Here is a 20,392-nt window from a genome sequence, read left to right on the forward strand (position 1 = left end):
ATATATCGGAGGTCTTTTATATGTTAAGAGAAGTATTAGAATTAGGAAAAGTCGTTAAAAAAACAAGCGCTTTTGTAAGTGGTGTTGTAGTAGGTTCATTAGGACTTAAAGTTTTAGCCAACAAAGATACTAAACACGTGGTTGCTAAAGCAGTAGCAAAATCTTATAAATTAAAAGACGGATTAGATGCAACAGTTTCTCAATTGAAACAACATGCAGATGATGTATTAGCTGAAGCAAATGAGTTATATGTTGAAGAAAAAGCCGCTAACTTAGCAACAGTAGAAACAAGTGAACAATAATGAAAGTTACCATTAAAGCTCAATCAAAAAATAGAGTGCGTTTGGAAGTGCCTTTTAGATGTACAGCTGCTGTTCAGTTGTATTTAGAAGAGGAAAAAAGACTATTTCCAGAGATTACGCAAATGATTTGTTATAAAGATGAAAAGCATATGGCATTTACTTTTGAAACAGGACAAGAATCAAGTGTGTATCGTTTTCTAGATCATTTAGAGGTGTCTACATTAAATGATAAACAAAGAGATTTTACAGTTGATGCCCAAGTGACACCTGTTGATATTGTCGCTTCTCATATTTACCGAAAAATGGCAGCAAATGTATTGATTCCTCAACCATTAAAAATTTTCTGGTTATTATGGAAAATGAAGAAATTTGGAAAAGCTGCATTTGAATCTGTTTTAGAAAAGAAATTATCCATGAGTATTTTGGATTTTGTAGCGATTGTAACCTCGATTGCAATGGGAGACCGTAAAACAGCCGATACGATTATGTTCTTATTAAATCTCGGAGATGATTTAGATGAATGGTCTCAAAAAAAATCCGTTGAAGATTTAGAGAAAAATCTAAAAAATAATATTTATGAATTATGGATTGAAAAAGAGGGAGAACGATTTAAAAAATTAAGTCATCAAGTAGAAGTGGGCGATGTATTTGTTGCTACTGAAGGACAAGAGATTTATTTTGATGGAACAGTTGTATCTGGTCGTGGATTTTTAAATGAAAGTTCATTAACCGGAGAAGCCTTCCCAGTATCTAAAAAAATTGGAGATACTGTTTTTGCTAATACGGTGGTAGAACAAGGTGAATTATTAGTAAAAGTTACGAATGCTGAACAAAATTCACGTTTACAACAAATTGTTCAATTAATGAAAACAAGTGAATTACATCAATCGAAACAACAAAAACAATTATTAGAAAAAGCAGATGGCTTGGTGAAATATAATTTCATTGGAATGGCAGTGACATATTTATTAACTAGATCCGTTCAAAAAGCATTAACGTTCTTATTAGTGGATTATTCATGTGCCTTAAAATTATCTTCCCCTGTGACTTACCTAACAGCTATTAAAGTAGCTTCTACAAGGGGAATCGTTGTAAAAGGTTCTAGTTCACTAGATGAATATCCAATGATCGACACCTATGTGTTTGATAAGACTGGAACTTTAACAACAGGAGTTCCAAAAATTCAAAAGATTTTACCTTATCGTGGCTATTCAGAGGAAGAAGTATTACGAATTGCAGCCTGTTTAGAAGAGCATATTTATCATCCAATTGCCAGTGCCGTTGTTCAAAAAGCAGAAGATGATGGAGTAGAACATGAAGAAATGCATGGTAAATTAACACATGTTGCTTCCAAAGGAATTTTATCTTCGATTGATGGTGAAAAAGTTGTTATTGGAAGTTTAGAATTGTTGAAAGAACATCAAGTAGAAATTTCTGAAGAACAAACTAAGATTATAGAAGAGTATATTCAATGGTATCATCTATTGTATTTAGGATATAAAGGAAAATTAATTGCGATTTTCTTAATTGATACACCATTGCGTCCGGAAACGATTGAAGTTCTGCAATCGTTAAAAGAACGAGGAAAGAATATTATTTTATTAACCGGGGACACGAAGAAACGAACAGAATCCATTTGTTCGCTTATTCAATTTGACGAAGTATATACTGAAGTGAAACCAGAACAGAAACACCAAGTGATTCAAGATTTACAAGATAAAGGACACCGTGTCTTTATGATTGGCGACGGTTTAAATGATTCAGCCGCTTTATCTAAAGCAAATGTTGGGGTAGTAATGGCAAGTTCATCCGATATTGCAAAACAGGCTAGTGATGTTGTATTTTTAGAAGAAACTTTATCTGGAATTCTTGTTTTAGATGATATTTCTGCACAATTGCAAAAACAATTAGGAAGAAACTTGAATACGACTGTATGGGTGAATACTTCTCTAATGGGATTAGGATTGTTTAATTTATTAACTCCTAGTACATTAGCTGTGTTCCATAATTTGACAACAACTGTCATTATTGGAAAGAGTTTTACTTATATTAAATAGTAAAAGAAAAAGACTGGACAATATCCAGTCTTTTTATTTGTGTCAATTAAACGCGTTCTACTTTACCTGATTTTAATGCACGAGTTGAAACCCATACTTTTTTAGGCTTTCCATCGATTAAAACGCGAACTTTTTGTAAGTTTGGTTTCCAAGTACGACGGTTAGCGTTCATAGCGTGAGAACGATTGTTACCTGTTTCAGAACGACGTCCAGTGAAATAACATACTTTAGCCATGGTCATTCTCCTCCTTTAATTTAAATCATTAATCAGCTGATATAATTTTAAAACTAAATCATATACTTAAATAATTTATCATAGTTGACGATAGAATGCAAGCTAGAGTCCAAGATAAAGTATAAATTTTTGTTAAATTGATTTTGGAGCGCATTTTCACACATAAAAGGTTAGGTAAAATCAATCTTTTATGATAAAATAATAGAGAATCATCGAACAGTCTGTAAAAAATAGATTGTACGAATTTTAAGGAGGTTACAAAAATGACAGTCAAAATTCAAACAGAACAAGGGTTAATTGAATTAAGCAATGAAGTTATTGCAACTGTAGTTGGCGGTGCAGCAACAGATAACTATGGAGTTGTTGGAATGGCCAGCCGTAATCATATTCGTGATAATTTAAATGAAATTTTGAAAAAAGAAAATTATTCTCGTGGTGTAGTCATTCGTCAAGAAGAAGAAGGCGTAGCTGTTGATGTATACATTATCGTAGGTTACGGAACTAAAATTTCTGCAATTTGTCGCAATGTTCAAGAACAAGTGAAATATAATTTAGAAACGATGTTAGGATTTTCTGCGAACACTGTTAATGTTTATGTTCAAGGAGTAAAAATCATTGAAGCGTAAGCTTTGATGGTGTGTCAGGAGGATATAAGAATCAATGGTAACAAAAAATATTATTACGGCTCAAGATTTTCGAGCAATGGTAGAAATTGGTGAAGCACGTTTAAGTGAAAATGCTGAATTTGTCAATTCATTGAATGTATTTCCGGTTCCAGATGGAGATACAGGTACAAATATGAGCCTTTCATTTAAGTCAGGCGCAGAGCGTGTGGCAAATTCTTCTGCTCAAACAGTAGGAGAGTTAGCACAAGACTTAGCAAAAGGTTTATTAATGGGTGCTCGTGGAAATTCAGGAGTTATTTTATCGCAATTATTCCGTGGTTTTTCAAAAGCAGTTGAAGGAAAAGATGAATTAACAGGAGAAGATTTAGCAGAAGCATTTACAAAAGGGGTTGAAACAGCTTATAAAGCCGTTATGAAACCTGTTGAAGGAACAATCTTAACAGTTGCCCGTGAATCTGCTAAAAGAGGTGTTCGTAAATTAGAACGTTCGAATGATATTATTGAAGTGATGGGTTCTGTATTACGTGGTGCTCAAAAATCATTAGATAAAACTCCAGATTTATTACCTGTATTAAAAGAAGTTGGTGTAGTTGACTCAGGTGGTCAAGGTTTAGTATTTATTTATAACGGATTTTATGAAGCTTTAACAGGGGAAGCTACTCCAGTTCAAGCATTATCAACGAATAAAATTGATTTAAGTTCAGTTGCCCATCATGAAAGTGGCATTGATTATGAACATGCTTCTACAGCTGATATTCAATTCGGTTATTGTACTGAAATTATGGTACGTATCGGTGAAGGGGAAACAGTTGTCGATACATTCGACTATGATACATTCCGTAATTACTTAAATGAATTAGGGGATTCTCTATTAGTTGTAGCGGATGATGAAATTATTAAAGTTCACGTTCATACAGAGCGTCCTGGTGAAGTCATGAATTATGGTCAACGCTTTGGTTCATTAATGAAAGTAAAAGTTGACAATATGCGTATGCAACATGAGGAAGTTTTAAAAACAGACTATACTGATAAAGTAAAAGCAGCTGCTCCAAAAGCTGAGTATGGAATTGTTGCTGTAGCTGCAGGTGAAGGAATTCATGAATTATTCAAGAGCATGGGTGTGACAACGATTATTAATGGTGGTCAAACAATGAACCCAAGTACAGAAGATATTTTAGCAGCAGTAAAAGAAGCTCATGCTGAAAAAGTTATTGTTTTACCAAATAATAAAAATATTTTAATGGCTGCAAACCAAGCTGCTGAAGTAAGTGAAGATGCAGAAGTAGTAGTTGTAGCAAGTAGAACAATTTCTGAAGGCTTGTCTTCATTATTAGCGTTTAATCCACAAGCTAGTCTTGAAGAAAATCAAAAAGCAATGACAGATCAATTGTCATTAGTGACAAGCGGTCAAATTACAAATGCCGTGCGTGATACTTCAATCGATGGAGTAGATATTAAAGAACAGGACTTCATGGGTATTGTAAATGGTAAAATTTTAATTAATGTACCAGATCGTAAACAAGCGACAATTGATACAATTGCGAAAATGGTGAATGATGAATCTGAAATTTTAACCATTTTAGTTGGGGAAGATGTAGAAGTATCTGAAGCAGAAGAAATTGTTTCTTATGTTGAAGAACATTTCCCAGATATTGAAGTAGAATTACATGAAGGTTTACAACCTGTATATGCATATTTATTAGCAGTAGAATAGAATATTAGAAAGACTGGATGGAAAACGTCCAGTCTTTTTTTGATGATAGAAACAGTAGTAGCAATAGCCAGTAGTCTCGCTTGCGAGGCTACTGGCTATTGCTACTATGAAATTTCTGTAATTCTAAACGAAAGAATCGTAAAAATAGACAAGAAAATTTATAGTAGCATTAGTAATATGAACCATTTCGGTTCATATTACAGGAAACTTTGAGACCCTAGGCTCAAAGTTTAGGCATGAAACCGAAGGTTTGCTGCCGTCCTTTTGCTACAATAAAATTTCTTGTCTATTTTCCTTTTAACAACAGTTGACAGTATGTCTTTTCCTATCTAAACTATAAAAGAATAGAATGTTTGGAGGTGAAGAAATGGATAAAACAATATTTCAATCAGTAAGATTTTTATCGGGTGTAGGACCTAAACGAATGGGACCATTACATGACTTAGGCATTGATACCATTTATGACTTATTAACACATTTTCCATTTCGATACGAAGACCTTCAAGTAAGAGATGTTTCAACTATTATGGATCAAGAAAAAGTGACATTAGCAGGAATTATTGTAACAGAACCAGTTGTTCATTATTATGGATTTAAGAAAAACCGAATTTCCTGTCGAATGGCGATTGGAGAACAAGTCATCCAAGTGTCCTTTTTTAACCAACCCTATTTAAAAAATAAATTAATCCAACATCAAGAATGTATTATTTTTGGGAAATGGGATGCCAAACGCTCCACTTTAATGGGGATGAAAATCATTTCAACTAAAGAAGATATGGGGAAAACGTCCAATTTTGAAGCGGTATACCGAACAAATAAATCCATTCGACAAAGTACATTGTTGAAATTGATTCAAACAGCTTTACCGTTGTATAAAGAAAATATTCCAAATCCATTACCTGCTTCCATTCAGAAAAAAAGACAATTATTATCACATCCAGAAGCTGTGGAAGGGATGCATTTTCCAAAAGATGAACGTCATTCAAAACAATCTAGACAGCAATTAGTATATCAAGAATTATTTTGTTACCAGTTAAAACTACAAAGCTTAAAAAAGAAGAGACATCATTCAAAACAAGGACAAAGTATTTTATATGAAAATACTGCATTAAAGGCATTTATTCAAACTTTACCTTTTACACTAACTGAAGGACAAAAGAAAGTTGTCAATGAAATTTGCTATGACTTAAGAGCTCCGTATGAAATGAGTCGATTATTACAAGGAGACGTAGGAAGCGGGAAAACGGTTGTTGGCACAATTGCAATGGTAGCGACTGCTTTAACAGGAAAACAGGCTTGCTTAATGGTTCCAACAGAATTATTAGCAGACCAACATTATGAAACTATTTGTACCTTAACAAAAGAGACAGAAATAAAAGTTGGAAAACTTACTGGAACAACAACTTTAAAAGAAAGACGGCAGTTATTAGAGCAATTAGAAAATGGAGAACTTCAACTGTTAGTGGGGACGCATGCCTTATTCCAGGAAGATGTCATTTATCACGATTTAGCTTTTATTGTTATTGATGAACAGCATCGTTTTGGAGTGAAGCAAAGAGCACAATTAGCTCAAAAAGGAATAGGAGTAAATGTGTTGCAAATGACAGCAACTCCAATTCCAAGAACACTAGCCATTACGACTTTTGGAGAAATGGATACATCCATCTTAAAAGAAGCTCCTAAAGGACGACAACCGATTCAAACATTTTGGGTCAAAGAACAAGAGTTGGAAAAAGTCTACGATTATGTTGAAAAACAAGTTCAAGCTGGCAGACAAGCTTATGTCATCTCTCCTTTAATTGAAGAAAGTGAAAATTTAGATGTTCAAAATGCTACTGAAATTTATGAAATGATTTCTAAACGATTTGAAAATCGTTTGTCAGTAGGATTATTACATGGACGTTTAAAAAGTGATGAAAAAGAAAGTGTTATGACTGCTTTCCAAAAGAACGATGTACAAGTACTAGTTTCTACAACCGTTATTGAAGTCGGAGTTGACGTGCCAAATGCTACTGTCATGGTCATATTAGATGCAGATCGATTTGGATTAGCTCAATTACATCAGTTAAGAGGACGAGTAGGACGTGGAGAACATGCATCGACGTGTATTTTGATTGCATCACCTAAAACAGAGCAAGGAAAACAAAGAATGCAAATTATGTGTGAATCGACAGATGGATTTTATCTGAGTCAGAAAGACTTAGAATTACGTGGTTCAGGTGACGTTTTTGGATTACGACAATCAGGGATTCCAGAGTTTAAAGTGGCTGACATTGTACAAGATTATGATATACTAGAACAAGCAAGAGAAGATGCTATTACATTTGTTATCGAAGAAGAAGACAGTGTAGCTTATAAAGAAATACAAGAATTTATTGAACAAACAAGTCGTGAAACGGAGGAAGTTATAAATGGTTAGAATTGCCATTGATGCGATGGGTGGAGACAATGCTCCTAAAGAAATTGTAGCAGGTGCTATTCAAGCTGCAAAAGAATATCCAGAAAATGAATTTCAATTATATGGAGATCAAGAAAGTATTCAAGCGGTGATGACAGAAACACTGCCGAATATTAGAATTATTCATTGTAGTGAAAAAGTAACGAGTGAAGATGAACCTGTTAAGGCTGTTCGTCGTAAAAAAGATGCTTCTATGGTAGTTGCAGCTCAAGCCGTGAAAGATGGCGAAGCAGATGCTCTATTTTCAGCAGGAAATACTGGTGGATTATTAGCAAGTGGTTTATTAATTGTTGGTCGTATTAAAGGAATTGATCGTCCAGGTTTAATGCCAGTTTTACCCGTTGTTGGAAAGGAAAATCGTCAATTTATTTTAATGGATGTTGGTGCAAATGCTCAATGTAAAGTACAAAATTTAGAACAATTTGCAGTCTTAGGTTCTTATTATGCAAAATATGTATTAAATATTGAAAATCCAACAGTTGGTTTATTAAATAATGGTACTGAAGAAGGGAAAGGGAATGATTTAGTCAAAAGTGTTTATCCACTTCTTCAAGAAAATTCATCGATTCATTTTGTTGGAAATGTTGAAGCAAGAGAAATTTTAAATGGAATTGCAGATGTTGTTGTAACAGATGGTTTTACAGGGAATGCTGTTTTAAAAACGATTGAAGGTACTGCTTTAACAATGATGAGTTTATTGAAGGAGAATATTTTAAGTCAGGGTATTACAGGTAAACTGGGGGCTTTATTATTAAAGGATACTTTCCGTTCATTGAAAAATACTTTGGATTATTCGCAATTTGGTGGGGCTGTTTTATTTGGATTGAAAGCTCCTGTAGTGAAGGCGCATGGTTCTTCTAGTGCAAGTAGTGTTTATTTTGCGATGAAGCAAATTGATACGATTGTTCGAAGTGGCGTGGTGAAAGATTTGTTCGATTATTTTGAGGAGAACTAGAGATAGACTTTGCTATATAGGAATAGACGACGCCAGCAAACAGCTTTGTTGTTTCATGCCTTATCTACTATGCAAAGTTTTTCCTAAGTAATATAAAAAGTGACGTGCTATTGATGCAGACGTCACTTTTTTTGTTGATTATTTAAAAATTATTGGAGATGTTAATAGAATTGAAATAATCCATAACAATGCAAAAGTCCATAAACAAAAATGAATAATAGACTGATACGATTTTTTCTTTTGTGGAACATACCCTTTTTTCTTTGAACGTAAACTATACAGGAAAAAGTCAAAATTTCCAGATTGAATGACTAATAGAGTTAAGCCAATCATTAAAAAAGGGAAACTTAGTAGTGTTAAAGAATTTCCAATATAAACAAAATCTAACATAGATTTATTCGTTAAGCTTGCGTAAAGCATAACAAGAATGATAAGGATACAAGTAGTTTCTAGTGAATAGATTAAGAGTTTTTTATTCAAGTTGGTAACCTCTCTTATTCTTTTGATGAGTTATCATCATCATCATCTTCTAATTCATAAAGATGGGCACTTTTTTCTAATAAATTTACTGTTTCATTAATAAATTTTCTCATAGCAAGATAAGATTGTACCATTCGAATTGCATTTGAAATACTAAATGTGGCAAAAACACAACAAAAGATGGTTGCAAATTCCCAACCACGAATGGGAAGAAGTAGTACTGCTAAAAAAATAAAGAAACTAGCAATTAAAATTTCTAAAATACAATGTACAAAAAACTGTCGTTTGCTAATCATAAAAAAGTCCTCCCCATCATTATTCCTTAAAAAAATCTTACAAGATTGCAGCATATTTTTCAAGTGATTTTTCTTGATTTTTTTTGACCAAATGAGTACTATAGTAATGTGGTTAGCACTTGAGTGCAAAGAGTGCTAAAAAATTAAGGAGGAATGAATATGTTAAAACCGTTAAAAGATCGTGTTGTTATTCAAATGGTAGAACAAGAAGAAAAAACAGCGGGAGGATTATTTTTACCAACTGCTGCACAAGAAAAATTACAATTTGCGACAGTATTAGCTGTGAGTGAATTTACAGAAGAAAAAGATCGTCAAGTTCAAGTAGGAGACCGTGTTGTCTTTGAAAAATATACAGGAACTGAAGTGAAATTAGATGGTCAAGAATATATTATTGTAAAAGAACAAGATATTATTGCAATTGTACAATAAGAAAGCGAGGAACTGAAAAATGGTAAAAGATATTAAGTTTTCGGAAGATGCAAGAGCATCGATGCTACGTGGAGTAGATATTTTAGCAAATACAGTAAAAGTAACTTTAGGGCCTAAAGGTCGTAATGTTGTATTAGAAAAAGCATTTGGTTCTCCATTAATCACAAATGATGGGGTAACAATTGCAAAAGAAATTGAATTAGAAGATCATTTTGAAAATATGGGTGCAAAATTAGTCGCAGAAGTAGCATCTAAAACAAATGATATTGCCGGAGATGGAACAACAACTGCAACAGTTTTAACGCAAGCAATCGTTCGTGAAGGTTTAAAAAATGTAACTGCAGGGGCAAATCCAGTAGGCATTCGTCGTGGAATTGAATTAGCGACACGTGCTGCTGTAGAAGAATTACACAAAATTTCTCGTCCTGTAGAATCAAAAGAAGCAATTGCGCAAGTAGCGGCTATTTCTTCAGGATCTCAAGAAGTCGGTAGTTTAATTGCAGAAGCAATGGAAAAAGTAGGCAACGATGGTGTTATTACAATTGAAGAATCAAAAGGTATTGAAACGGAATTAGATGTTGTAGAAGGAATGCAATTTGATCGTGGTTACTTATCTCAATATATGGTAACAGATAATGATAAAATGGTGGCTCATCTAGACAATCCATTTATTTTAATTACAGATAAAAAAGTTTCTAATATTCAAGAAATTATTCCATTATTAGAACAAATCGTTCAACAAGGTCGTGCATTATTAATTATTGCGGACGATGTAGATGGAGAAGCATTGCCAACATTAGTTTTAAATAAATTACGTGGAACATTTAATGTAGTTGCTGTTAAAGCTCCAGGATTTGGTGACCGCCGTAAAGCGATGTTAGAAGATATTGCTGTATTAACAGGAGCTCAAGTTATTACAGAAGATTTAGGCTTAGAATTAAAAGATGCTACATTAGCACAATTAGGTACAGCTGGAAAAGTAGTTGTTTCTAAAGATAATACAACAATTGTTGAAGGTGCAGGTTCAAAAGAATTAATTGCGAATCGTGTAGCTTTAATTCGTTCTCAAGCACAAGATACAACAAGTGATTTTGATCGTGAAAAATTACAAGAACGTTTAGCAAAATTATCAGGTGGAGTAGCTGTTATTAAAGTAGGTGCTGCAACTGAAACAGAATTGAAAGAGAAAAAATTACGTATTGAAGATGCTTTAAATGCCACACGTGCTGCTGTTGAAGAAGGAATCGTTTCTGGTGGTGGAACTGCACTAGTGAATGTTCAAAAAACAGTAGATGCTTTAGAATTAGAAGGTGATGAAGCAACTGGAGCGAAAATTGTTTCTCGTTCATTAGAAGAACCACTTCGTCAAATTGCAACAAATGCTGGATTAGAAGGTTCTGTAATTGTGGCTCATTTGAAGAATCAAGAGTTAGGAATTGGATATAATGCAGCAAGTGATGAATGGGTAAATATGATTGAAGCAGGAATTGTAGATCCTACTAAAGTAACTCGTTCTGCTTTACAAAATGCAGCATCTGTATCTGCTTTATTATTAACAACAGAAGCAGTTGTTGCAGATAAACCAATCCCCGCTGCACCAGCAATGCCTGGAATGGATCCAGGAATGGGTATGATGTAATCGGATAAAACTTTAAACTAGACTTCTCAGAAGTAGCTATGGACGCAAGCTGCAGCGAGAAGTCTTTTTCCTTTTTTCATAATAAAAATTCTCTTAAATTCATAAAATAGTATTGAATTCTGTAAAGTCATGGTATACACTACTGTATATACAGAAAAGGAGTTTTTTAAAATGAAGAAAAATAGATTTTTAACGTTAACAGCCTTACTAACAGCAATTGCGATTGTAGTTCCGATTATAATGCCATTCAAAATTGTCATTCCACCGGCATCCTATACTTTAGGAAGTCACGTAGCTATATTTATTGCGATGTTTCTTTCTCCTTGGATGACGGTATTTGTTGTATTAGGTTCAACACTTGGATTTTTATTAGCGGGTTTTCCATTTATTATTGTATTACGAGCTTTTTCTCATATTTTATTTGGGACATTAGGGGCGCTTTATTTTAGAAAATTCCCGAATATTTTAGAAAATAAAAAATCTTCCTGGTTATTTAATATTGTTTTAGCAATTATCCATGCGATAGGTGAAGTTTTTGTATGTTTTGTCTTTTATAGTGTGACAGGACAAGATCTTCAAAAATTATTGTATGTCTTATTTGTCTTAGTGGGAGTTGGTACGATGATTCATAGTATGGTAGACTATGTAATAGCGATTGGTATTTATCGTTCTTTACAGAAAATTCATAAGAGAGAGGGTTAATAGTGACCATTACACGTAGAAAGCAATTATTGACTTTATTAAAAGAATCTTCATCAGCGATTAACGGACAGCAATTAGCGGACCATTTTCATGTGACAAGACAAATTATTGTTCAGGATATTGCAATTTTGCGTGCAGATGGGGAAGAAATTATTTCGACGAATCGAGGATATATTCATTCTGCTTCTAAGCAACCGCAACAAATGCATCGTTTGTTTAAAGTGAAACATACGATTGATGATATTGAAGAAGAGTTAGTTGCTATTGTGGATAATGGTGGAAGAGTTAAAACGGTATTAGTGGATCATCCTGTTTATGGGGAAATTCAAACATTATTGAAAATGACTTGTCGTAGAGATATTGTTCATTTTATGAAGCAAGTAGAGGAAACGGAATTTCGTCCATTGTCTGAGATTACGGATGGGGTTCATTATCATTTAGTGGAAGCTGATACGAAGCAAGATTTAGATGAAATTGAACGAGCTTTGAGAAAGTTGGGGTTTTTAATCGAGGACTCTTTATAAAGTACGTATAGACTTTCTGGTATAGTAGTAGCAATGAGTATCGCTACTACTATACCAGAAAGTCTTGTTCTTTGTCTATCCATTATTCGTTTAATTCTGTTGAATCAATTTGTATGCTGGAGAGTTTTCTAATTCTTGTTTTCGGTATTCCAATAAAAAATCGAGTGCTTCTTGTGCAATGGAAGAAATTGGGGGATTTTGTTCTAAGCCTTTCGCAAGCCAGTAAATATAACTGTTAAAATCTTCTTCCTCTTCAATTTCTAACAGTATTTGAAAATTATCAGGATGAAATAACCCTAATTGTTGTCTGCGAGTATGAAGGCTTACCCAATGACGATGGTCGAATGTTACTAGTTCAGTATGAGGTTTTAGAGAATCGATTAAGTCCTCAAAGGAAGAAGCAATCGTTAGCCATTGATCCATTTCTACATCTATGAGACGAATGGTAGGTTCTTTTCTTTTTTCAAGATAATCAAAACAATAGTAAACAGATTCATCTTTAAAAAATGGAATAAAGTAATTAGGCAACCCCGTTTCTTCAGGTAAAAAATAGTTATCCAATAAACTCATCCAATTTCCCTGTTCTAATCCTGCAATGCCATTTAATAGAGTATAGTCTAATCCAAAACGAGTAGATTCGATTGTATCAATCTTTGATTGAAGAAAATAACCCGCACCTTCCTGTTGAATCCATTGTAAATAACTTTCAGGCAAGTCTCCAATAGTCCATTGATGATGGATAGGTGTAGCAGGATTTAATTGTACTTTTGTAAACGCTTGTTGAATGAGTGACATGTTTTCCTCCAAAAATTAGGTCTAAAGTATGAGGTATTTTTGTATAAATATGATAAAATGATTTCAATCAATCGATAAAAGGTTACAAAACCGATTCAATTTGTTACAATTAACTGTATAAAATATAAAGGAGTGTGTCAATATGACATTATGGATTATTTTAGGAATTATTGCAGTAATCATTATCTGGGGAGTATCTGCATATAATGGCTTAGTAAAATTAAAAAACTGGGTAGGCGAAGCTGCTGCTCAAATTGATGTTCAATTAGGAAGAAGAAATGACTTAATTCCAAATTTAGTAGAAACTGTTAAAGGTTATGCTAAACATGAACAAGAAACACTTTCTCAAGTAATTGCAATGAGAAATCAATTAACAAATATGGGAAGTAATGCTTCTGTTCAAGAAAAAATGGATGTTTCAAATCAATTAAGTGGAACATTGAAAACAATTTTTGCGCTATCAGAAAGCTATCCTGATTTAAAAGCAAATACAAACTTTATTAAACTACAAGAAGAATTAACAAATACAGAAAATAAAATTGCTTATTCTCGTCAATTATATAATTCAAGCGTGGCACAATATAACATTAAAATTCAAACGATTCCAAATAATATTATTGCAAATATTGGTGGATTTACAAAAGAAGCAATGTTAGAAATTCCAACAGAAGCACGTGAAGTGCCAAAAGTTCAATTTTAAAATTGAGCGTAGGTGAAGAAGATGATGTATGAACAAATTGCTGCCAATAAAAGAAAAACTTGGGTGGTAGTAGGATTCTATCTTATATTATTTTTACTGGTAGGTATTGCTTTAGGATACACACTAATAGATAATGCTGTTGCAGGAATGGTTATTGCATTAGTGGCAGGTGGGCTATATACCATGATGATGATGAGTCAATCAACAGATGTTGTGATGCGATTAAATCATGCTCGTGAAGTGACAGAATATCATGAAGCACCGCAATTATGGCATATTGTAGAAGATATGGCGATGATTGCAAAAGTTCCAAGACCAAGAATATTTGTGATTCAAGATGACTCTCCGAATGCATTTGCAACAGGTAGTTCGCCTGAAAAAGCTGCAGTTGCTGTAACAACAGGTTTATTACAACGTTTGAATCGTGAGGAATTAGAAGGAGTTTTAGCTCATGAATTTGCTCATATTCGAAATTATGATGTAAGGTTGCAAACTATTGCAATTGCGCTTGGCGCAGTCATTGCTATTTTAGTGCAATTTGGAAGTCGAATGATGTTTTGGGGAAGAACTTCTAGACGGTCAAAAGATGATGAAAATGGACTAGCAGCGATTATGATGGTGATTTCCATTTTTGCAATGATATTAGGACCATTGATGTCTACTATTTTACAATTAGCAATTTCAAGAAATCGTGAATATTTAGCAGATGCTACAGCGGTAGAATTTACACGTAATCCTCAAGGGTTGATTTCAGCACTGGAAAAAATTTCTGAAGCCCCAGCGATGGAAGAAGCAGATCCTCAAAGTGCAACATTATATATTGCTAATCCTTTTAAAAAAGGAAATGAAGAAAAAGATTCTTGGTTTGCTACACATCCAGCAACAAGTAATCGCATTAAACGTTTGAGAGAAATGTAAGAATAAAAGACAATTGAAGTTTTATAGGGAAGGCTTCGATTGTCTTTATTTCATTTTCGTTACAAAGAAAAAGCTTTCACATAGAATTTGTAATGAAATAAATATACATTGTAATGCCTATTTCCCCTATAATAGAAATGAGGAATAAGATTAAGGGAGGAGTTTTGTGATGCAATCCATTTATGTACATTTAGATTCGATTTCGAACCATGTATTAAGTAGCGCGATTAAATTTCAACCAGTAGTATTGTCACAAAATGAAGTTCCAAAAAATATTTTATTATTAAAGGGACGTTCTCCATTAGCCATTTATGATGATTATACTGGGTTTTACTATATTAAAGATTCTAAAAAAATCGTAGCATTTTTAGAAGAAGTTCAAACTAGTACAACAGAATATAATTGGATTGATTTTGAGTCGTTAGAATTTTTACATCAATTAACGCCTCAAGAAATCGCAGATTTATTATATATTTCTCATGCAAATACGCATTTACATTCTCCATTTTTTTATAAATTACAAAATAATTTTATCTTTTTAAATTTAGGTCAAGAATTTACAAAAGTGTATTATCGTAAAATGGATGATTTCTATCAACAATTAGGTGCTCAACTGACAAATAAAATGAGTGAAGAAATGACTCATTTGAGTAGACGGTTGTTTTTCAACCAAAAGAAAAATGCCGAAGATTTACCTGTAGAGTTATTAAAAGAATTAGTGACATATTTTAAAGTTGGTATGGTATTTTCAACGGAAAGAATTAAAAAAGAGTTATTAGAATATACGATTCCGCTATATGTAGCAGAAGATCGTTATCATGTGATGGCAAATGTGTATATTAAGGAAAATTTATTTGGGCAACTGACTTATCATGAAGAACAAGGTTGGTCATTAGAAATTTATAAACGAAAAACAGAAATTTTATAGAACGTTCTTGAAAGAAGTGGCTTACTTTCTTTAAGAACGTTTTTTTGTTAAAATACTAATAGTAGATTAGAAAAGAGGTTAGGTTATGTATTATGTAAAAAATCAACGGAATGGGAAAGAAATCTATGATGCCACAACAAATTTGGCAATCGAATATTTTTTATTAAATGAGAAAAAATTAGATGAGCCGATTTTGTTATTTTATGTCAATGAAAATGCGATTATTATTGGGAAAAATCAAAATACTTATGAAGAAGTCAATCAAGATGGGGTTGATTCATTAAAAGTTCAAGTGGTTCGTCGTTTTTCAGGTGGGGGAGCTGTTTATCATGATATGGGAAATATTTGTTTCTGCTTTATTACAGAAGATGATGGAGATAGTTTCCGTGATTTTGGTAAATTTACACAACCTGTCATTCGTGCGTTACATAAAATGGGGGCAACTGGCGCTGAACTTCAAGGGAGAAATGATTTACTCATCGATGGAAAGAAATTCTCAGGGAATGCGATGTATTCAAATAACGGTCGTTTAACGGCTCATGGAACCTTGATGCTGGATGTGGACGTGACGATTTTACCGCAATTATTACGTCCAAAAGCGGATAAAATTGCATCAAAAGGAATTAAATCAGTTCGTTCACGTGTTACAAATATTAAGCCTTATTTGGCAGAAGAATTCCAAGATTTAGATATTTTACAATTTAGAGAAGTGTTATTGAAAAATATTTTCGAAGTGGAAGATACTTCATTGATTAAAGAATATGTTTTGACAGATGAAGACTGGGAAAAAATTGAAGTATTGAGAAAGACATACTTTAATAATCCTGATTGGAACTATGGAAAAAATCCAAAATTTGCGTTAACACAATCAAAACGTACAACAGCAGGACAAGTTGAATTCCACTTAAATGTTGAACAAAATCATATTAAAGAGATTAAAATTAATGGAGATTTCTTCGGTCTTGGAGAAATTAGTGATGTAGAAGAAAAATTAACAGGAGTAGAATACCAAAGAGATGCAGTTTCAACAGTATTCGAATCGATTGATATTCGTAAATATTTTGGAAATGTGACTGCTGAAGAATTAGTAGAGTTATTATTGAGTTAATACGAATGATAGAAAAGGGGTTATTACTTTACATTCTATGAAAATTCGTTACAATAATACTATTCTGTAAAAAAAATAATGAATGAATTTTTAAACGTAATGTAAGTGAGGTGAATATTATGGAAATGGAACGCATTAATGATGATACTATTTTAGTAAGAATTGAAAATGAAGATTTACAAGAACGTGGCACTTCTGTTCCAGAGTTGTTAGCCAATCCTATAGAAATAGAAGAATTTTTCCATAGTATTTTAGTTGAGATGGATGTCATTGATCAATTTGAAGATTCTGAAGGTATGAGTTTCCAAGTGATGCCAAATCCAGAAGGTATTGAATTATATGTTACAAAGTATGTTGAAAAAAAAGATACTGAACCAGATAGCGAACGTTTCGTTCGAAATTTAGTCGATACGATTCAACATTCTTTAGGACAGCGAATGGGGAAATCGAAAAAGGAGAAAAAAGTAGAGACGCCGGTTGAAAAAGAAAAAACATTGGAGCCGTTGGATTGTACAGTCTTTTTTGACTCATTTGAGGATTTTGTCCAATTAGCAAAAATGTATCCATATAATGTTCAAAAATCATCTTTATATCGATATAGTAACTATTATTTTCTACATGTATACCAAGATGTTTTTGGAGGAGAAGATTTCACTGCGGATTTAGCACTTTTAAGAGAATTCGGTGAATTTTCTAGAGTGTCTTGGGAAGTTATACAAGAATATGGAGAAGTAATGATAAAAGAAAAAGCGATTGAAACAGCTAAAAAATATTTTAAATAATGTAAATAGTGGAAGTGAGCAAAAACAATTTCTGTCATTTGCTGACTCCACTTTTTTATAAAAGAGTTAAAAATTAGATTCTTTTGAATGAAGGAATTACAATGAAAATAGCATTGAGTAAAGAAAAGAGGATGACAATGGATATTAAAGATTTTACAGAACATGAACAAAAACAAATTAAGGCGGGATTAACGACTTCTGTTATTACGGATAAAGAAGCGGCGAAAAAGCTACTTGAATTAGTGCCTAGCGAATGGATTAAGAAAATTCCATTTTTAGTGAGAGCTCATGCAACAACAAGAACAGTAGCGAGAGTTGCAAAACAGTACCCAGAACTTTATGCAGTAGCCAAACAAGAAGGGCCTTTACCTGAAAAGGAAAGAGAAGAATTAAGAGAAATTATGACAAATATTTTTGTAGAAAAAATGAATAAGCATAAAATTAAATAATCAGTATAGTGCTTCTTAAAGGGAAGACGGTTAAAAATGAACCAGCTATATTCATCCTTGCCAGGAAAGAATTATCAAGAAAAGGGCAAATATCAACACTTAATTATAAACAAACAATGGACTTTGCTTGACATTACTATGCAAAGTCTTTTTGTGTTACATGATATAAAGTTTCTTGTAAAATTACTAGACAAATATTCTATCGCTTGTTATAATCATCCTATAAACAATAAACATTTATGAAGAAGAGAGTAGTTTACGGATATCTGTTTTAGCGAGCTGGGGTGGTGGAAGCCAGTCATGATGAAGTAAATGAACCGCACTTTGGAAATGATTATTCGAACGTAGTAGAGTAATCCGGTCGCTTACCGTTAAAAAAGTTTAAAGTGGTTTAAGATTTTAAACAATAAGAGTGGTACCACGGGTTATCTCGTCTCTAGTCAAGGTTGCTTGATTAGGGGCTTTTTTATTTATCATCTATAACAAAAGAAGGAGTGTCAAAATGGATTATAAAAAGATAGTTGCAGAACAAATTCATAAAACAATTAGTGAACATTTATCGTTTGAAGAAATTTATAAAATGATTGAAGTTCCAAAATATGCAGAACAAGGAGATTTAGCTTTCCCAGCATTCTCACTTGCAAAAGTATTACGTAAAGCGCCTCAAGCAATTGCACAAGAAATCGTTGAAGCAGTTGCTGATGAACATATTAGCCAAGCAGTAGCAATGGGACCTTATGCAAACTTCTTCCTATCAAAAGGTAAATTTGCAGATGAAACATTACACACTGTTTTAGAACAAAGAGAAGAATATGGTAACTTTGACTTCGGTCAAGGACGCAATGTTGTAGTGGATATGTCAAGTCCAAATATTGCGAAACCAATGTCAATGGGGCACTTACGTTCAACAGTTATTGGGAATGCCATTGTAAACTTAGAGAAAAAAGTTGGTTATAACCCAATTAAAGTGAATCACCTAGGAGACTGGGGAACACAATTCGGTAAATTAATCGTTGCTTATAAAAAATGGGGAACAAAAGAAGCCGTTGAACAAGATCCAATCGCAGAATTATTACGTTTATATGTAAAATTCCATGATGAAGCAGAAAGTGACAGTTCATTAGAAGATGAAGGTCGTGCATGGTTCAAGAAATTAGAAGATGGCGATGCAGAAGCAGAAGAACTATGGAATTGGTTCAAATCTGAATCATTAAAAGAATTCAATCGTGTGTATGACATTTTAGGAATTACATTTGATTCTTATAATGGTGAAGCTTTCTATAATGATAAAATGGATCCAATTGTTGAATATTTAGAAAATAATGGGATTACAACAGTCGACCGTGGAGCAACAGTTGTTCACTTAGATAAATATGACTTACCACCTGCATTAATCAAAAAATCAGATGGTGCTACATTATACATTACACGTGACTTAGCGGCAGCACATTACCGTAAAGAAACTTATGATTTTGCGAAAAACATTTACGTTGTAGGGAATGAACAAGCAAACCACTTCAGACAATTAAAAGCTGTTTTAAATGAAATGGGTCGTGATTGGCAAGAAAACATGATTCACGTTGGCTTTGGTTTAATTACATTAGGTGGTAAAAAATTATCAACACGTAAAGGTAAAATTGTCTTATTAGAAGAAGTTTTACGTGAAGCTGAAGAATTAGCCTTAAAACAAATTGAAGCTAAAAATCCAAACTTACCTAATAAAGAACAAGTTGCAAAACAAGTTGGGGTAGGTGCGGTAATCTTCCACGATTTGAAAAATGATCGTACAAACAACTTTGACTTCAACTTGGAAGAAGTTGTTCAATTTGAAGGAGAAACTGGACCTTATGTTCAATATACTCGTGCTCGTGCAATGAGTATTTTAAGAAAAGCAGGAGTTTCAGTTGATTTAACTCAAGCATTATCATTAGAAGATGACTATGCATGGGAAGTATTAAAACAAATTGAAAATTATCCAAATATTGTGAAATATGCAGAAAGCAAATTTGAACCTTCTGTGATTTCTAAATATGTGATTTCTCTAGCGCAAGCCTTCAATAAATACTATGCAAACAGCCGTATCTTACAAGAAGATGAAGGACTAAATGCTCGTTTAGCATTAGTGGAAGCAACAGCTGTTATCTTAAAACAAGGTCTTGCAATTTTAGGAGTAGAATCACCAGACGAAATGTAGCCATCCTATCTCTCACTTGTTTACCTGGCAAGTGAGAGTTTTTTGGTTGCTTGGAAAATTTATAGAATAATTGATGGGAATACCATTTCAATTGAAAATGT

Annotated in this window: 21 protein-coding genes and 1 other annotated feature; of the genes, 17 read left to right on the forward strand and 4 right to left on the reverse strand. The window is 33.2% G+C overall.

The features are described 5' to 3' along the window. The first annotated feature begins 20 nt into the window (after nucleotides 1–20). Both LK443_RS05050 and LK443_RS05055 read left to right on the forward strand, forming a co-directional pair. Nucleotides 21–302, forward strand: coding sequence for a DUF6110 family protein (locus LK443_RS05050; protein WP_227930889.1), 282 nt, complete (start codon nucleotides 21–23; stop codon nucleotides 300–302). After that, nucleotides 302–2,359, forward strand: a complete 2,058-nt coding sequence (locus LK443_RS05055; protein WP_227930890.1) for a heavy metal translocating P-type ATPase — start codon at nucleotides 302–304, stop codon at nucleotides 2,357–2,359. Before LK443_RS05050 ends, LK443_RS05055 begins: the two co-directional genes overlap by 1 nt. A 46-nt stretch (nucleotides 2,360–2,405) precedes the next feature. On the opposite strand, the gene rpmB is transcribed toward LK443_RS05055, so the two are convergent. After that, complete coding sequence (rpmB, locus tag LK443_RS05060; RefSeq protein ID WP_227930891.1) at nucleotides 2,406–2,594, reverse strand: 50S ribosomal protein L28; 189 nt, start codon at nucleotides 2,592–2,594, stop codon at nucleotides 2,406–2,408. 263 nt (nucleotides 2,595–2,857) lie between these two features. On the opposite strand from rpmB, the gene LK443_RS05065 reads away from it, so the two are divergent. The 4 genes from LK443_RS05065 to plsX all read left to right on the forward strand — a co-directional run bounded on the left by LK443_RS05065 (nucleotide 2,858) and on the right by plsX (nucleotide 8,347). Next, on the forward strand, nucleotides 2,858–3,220 hold the full coding sequence (locus tag LK443_RS05065) for an Asp23/Gls24 family envelope stress response protein (RefSeq protein ID WP_227930892.1): 363 nt from the start codon (nucleotides 2,858–2,860) through the stop codon (nucleotides 3,218–3,220). Between the two features lie 34 nt (nucleotides 3,221–3,254). After that, nucleotides 3,255–4,934: a DAK2 domain-containing protein gene (locus LK443_RS05070; protein WP_227930893.1), complete on the forward strand. Its 1,680-nt coding sequence runs from the start codon at nucleotides 3,255–3,257 to the stop codon at nucleotides 4,932–4,934. A gap of 367 nt (nucleotides 4,935–5,301) precedes the next feature. Then, nucleotides 5,302–7,353: an ATP-dependent DNA helicase RecG gene (gene recG, locus LK443_RS05075; protein WP_227930894.1), complete on the forward strand. Its 2,052-nt coding sequence runs from the start codon at nucleotides 5,302–5,304 to the stop codon at nucleotides 7,351–7,353. Beyond that, nucleotides 7,346–8,347 carry a phosphate acyltransferase PlsX gene (gene plsX / locus LK443_RS05080; RefSeq protein ID WP_227930895.1) on the forward strand — a complete coding sequence of 334 codons (1,002 nt, stop codon included), beginning with the start codon at nucleotides 7,346–7,348 and terminating at the stop codon, nucleotides 8,345–8,347. The genes recG and plsX overlap by 8 nt, the downstream gene beginning before the upstream one ends. A 138-nt stretch (nucleotides 8,348–8,485) precedes the next feature. On the opposite strand, the gene LK443_RS05085 is transcribed toward plsX, so the two are convergent. Both LK443_RS05085 and LK443_RS05090 read right to left on the reverse strand, forming a co-directional pair. After that, entirely contained in the window at nucleotides 8,486–8,680 is a 195-nt protein-coding gene (locus LK443_RS05085; RefSeq protein WP_227930896.1) for a hypothetical protein, read from the reverse strand. A 161-nt stretch (nucleotides 8,681–8,841) separates the two neighbouring features. Beyond that, nucleotides 8,842–9,123 (reverse strand): hypothetical protein, encoded by a 282-nt coding sequence (locus LK443_RS05090; protein ID WP_227930897.1) that lies wholly within the window; start codon nucleotides 9,121–9,123, stop codon nucleotides 8,842–8,844. Nucleotides 9,124–9,282: 159 nt separating this feature from the next. Between LK443_RS05090 and LK443_RS05095 the strand changes: the two genes are divergently transcribed. The 4 genes from LK443_RS05095 (at nucleotide 9,283) to LK443_RS05110 (ending at nucleotide 12,417) form a co-directional block, all read left to right on the forward strand. Further along, entirely contained in the window at nucleotides 9,283–9,552 is a 270-nt protein-coding gene (locus LK443_RS05095) for a co-chaperone GroES (RefSeq protein ID WP_006703485.1), read from the forward strand. 19 nt (nucleotides 9,553–9,571) lie between these two features. After that, nucleotides 9,572–11,191 carry a chaperonin GroEL gene (groL, locus tag LK443_RS05100; RefSeq protein WP_227930898.1) on the forward strand — a complete coding sequence of 540 codons (1,620 nt, stop codon included), beginning with the start codon at nucleotides 9,572–9,574 and terminating at the stop codon, nucleotides 11,189–11,191. Nucleotides 11,192–11,362: 171 nt separating this feature from the next. Next, nucleotides 11,363–11,893: an ECF transporter S component gene (locus tag LK443_RS05105; protein WP_227930899.1), complete on the forward strand. Its 531-nt coding sequence runs from the start codon at nucleotides 11,363–11,365 to the stop codon at nucleotides 11,891–11,893. 2 nt (nucleotides 11,894–11,895) lie between these two features. Continuing rightward, nucleotides 11,896–12,417, forward strand: a complete 522-nt coding sequence (locus tag LK443_RS05110) for a transcription repressor NadR (protein WP_227930900.1) — start codon at nucleotides 11,896–11,898, stop codon at nucleotides 12,415–12,417. 90 nt (nucleotides 12,418–12,507) lie between these two features. Here LK443_RS05110 and LK443_RS05115 read toward each other — a convergent pair whose 3' ends face one another. Then, entirely contained in the window at nucleotides 12,508–13,212 is a 705-nt protein-coding gene (locus LK443_RS05115; RefSeq protein WP_227930901.1) for an SMI1/KNR4 family protein, read from the reverse strand. Between the two features lie 142 nt (nucleotides 13,213–13,354). Here LK443_RS05115 and LK443_RS05120 point away from each other — a divergent pair, with 142 nt between their 5' ends. The 7 genes from LK443_RS05120 to argS all read left to right on the forward strand — a co-directional run bounded on the left by LK443_RS05120 (nucleotide 13,355) and on the right by argS (nucleotide 20,291). Next, the gene (locus tag LK443_RS05120) at nucleotides 13,355–13,912 is read left to right on the forward strand and encodes a LemA family protein (protein ID WP_227930902.1); all 558 of its coding nucleotides are present in this window, start codon (nucleotides 13,355–13,357) and stop codon (nucleotides 13,910–13,912) included. Between the two features lie 21 nt (nucleotides 13,913–13,933). Next, nucleotides 13,934–14,830: a zinc metalloprotease HtpX gene (gene htpX / locus LK443_RS05125; RefSeq protein WP_227930903.1), complete on the forward strand. Its 897-nt coding sequence runs from the start codon at nucleotides 13,934–13,936 to the stop codon at nucleotides 14,828–14,830. A 166-nt stretch (nucleotides 14,831–14,996) separates the two neighbouring features. After that, on the forward strand, nucleotides 14,997–15,758 hold the full coding sequence (locus LK443_RS05130) for a hypothetical protein (protein WP_227930904.1): 762 nt from the start codon (nucleotides 14,997–14,999) through the stop codon (nucleotides 15,756–15,758). Between the two features lie 85 nt (nucleotides 15,759–15,843). Then, on the forward strand, nucleotides 15,844–16,866 hold the full coding sequence (locus LK443_RS05135; RefSeq protein ID WP_227930905.1) for a lipoate--protein ligase: 1,023 nt from the start codon (nucleotides 15,844–15,846) through the stop codon (nucleotides 16,864–16,866). A 119-nt stretch (nucleotides 16,867–16,985) separates the two neighbouring features. Then, on the forward strand, nucleotides 16,986–17,648 hold the full coding sequence (locus LK443_RS05140; protein ID WP_227930906.1) for an adaptor protein MecA: 663 nt from the start codon (nucleotides 16,986–16,988) through the stop codon (nucleotides 17,646–17,648). 137 nt (nucleotides 17,649–17,785) lie between these two features. Beyond that, complete coding sequence (locus LK443_RS05145; protein WP_227930907.1) at nucleotides 17,786–18,097, forward strand: hypothetical protein; 312 nt, start codon at nucleotides 17,786–17,788, stop codon at nucleotides 18,095–18,097. A gap of 230 nt (nucleotides 18,098–18,327) precedes the next feature. Further along, nucleotides 18,328–18,538: a binding site (T-box leader), on the forward strand. 61 nt (nucleotides 18,539–18,599) lie between these two features. Beyond that, on the forward strand, nucleotides 18,600–20,291 hold the full coding sequence (gene argS, locus LK443_RS05150) for an arginine--tRNA ligase (protein ID WP_227930908.1): 1,692 nt from the start codon (nucleotides 18,600–18,602) through the stop codon (nucleotides 20,289–20,291). Nucleotides 20,292–20,392: the final 101 nt, after the last annotated feature.

The sequence above is a fragment of the Granulicatella elegans genome (genome assembly GCF_020735385.1).
Taxonomy (GTDB): Bacteria; Bacillota; Bacilli; order Lactobacillales; family Aerococcaceae; genus Granulicatella; species Granulicatella elegans_B.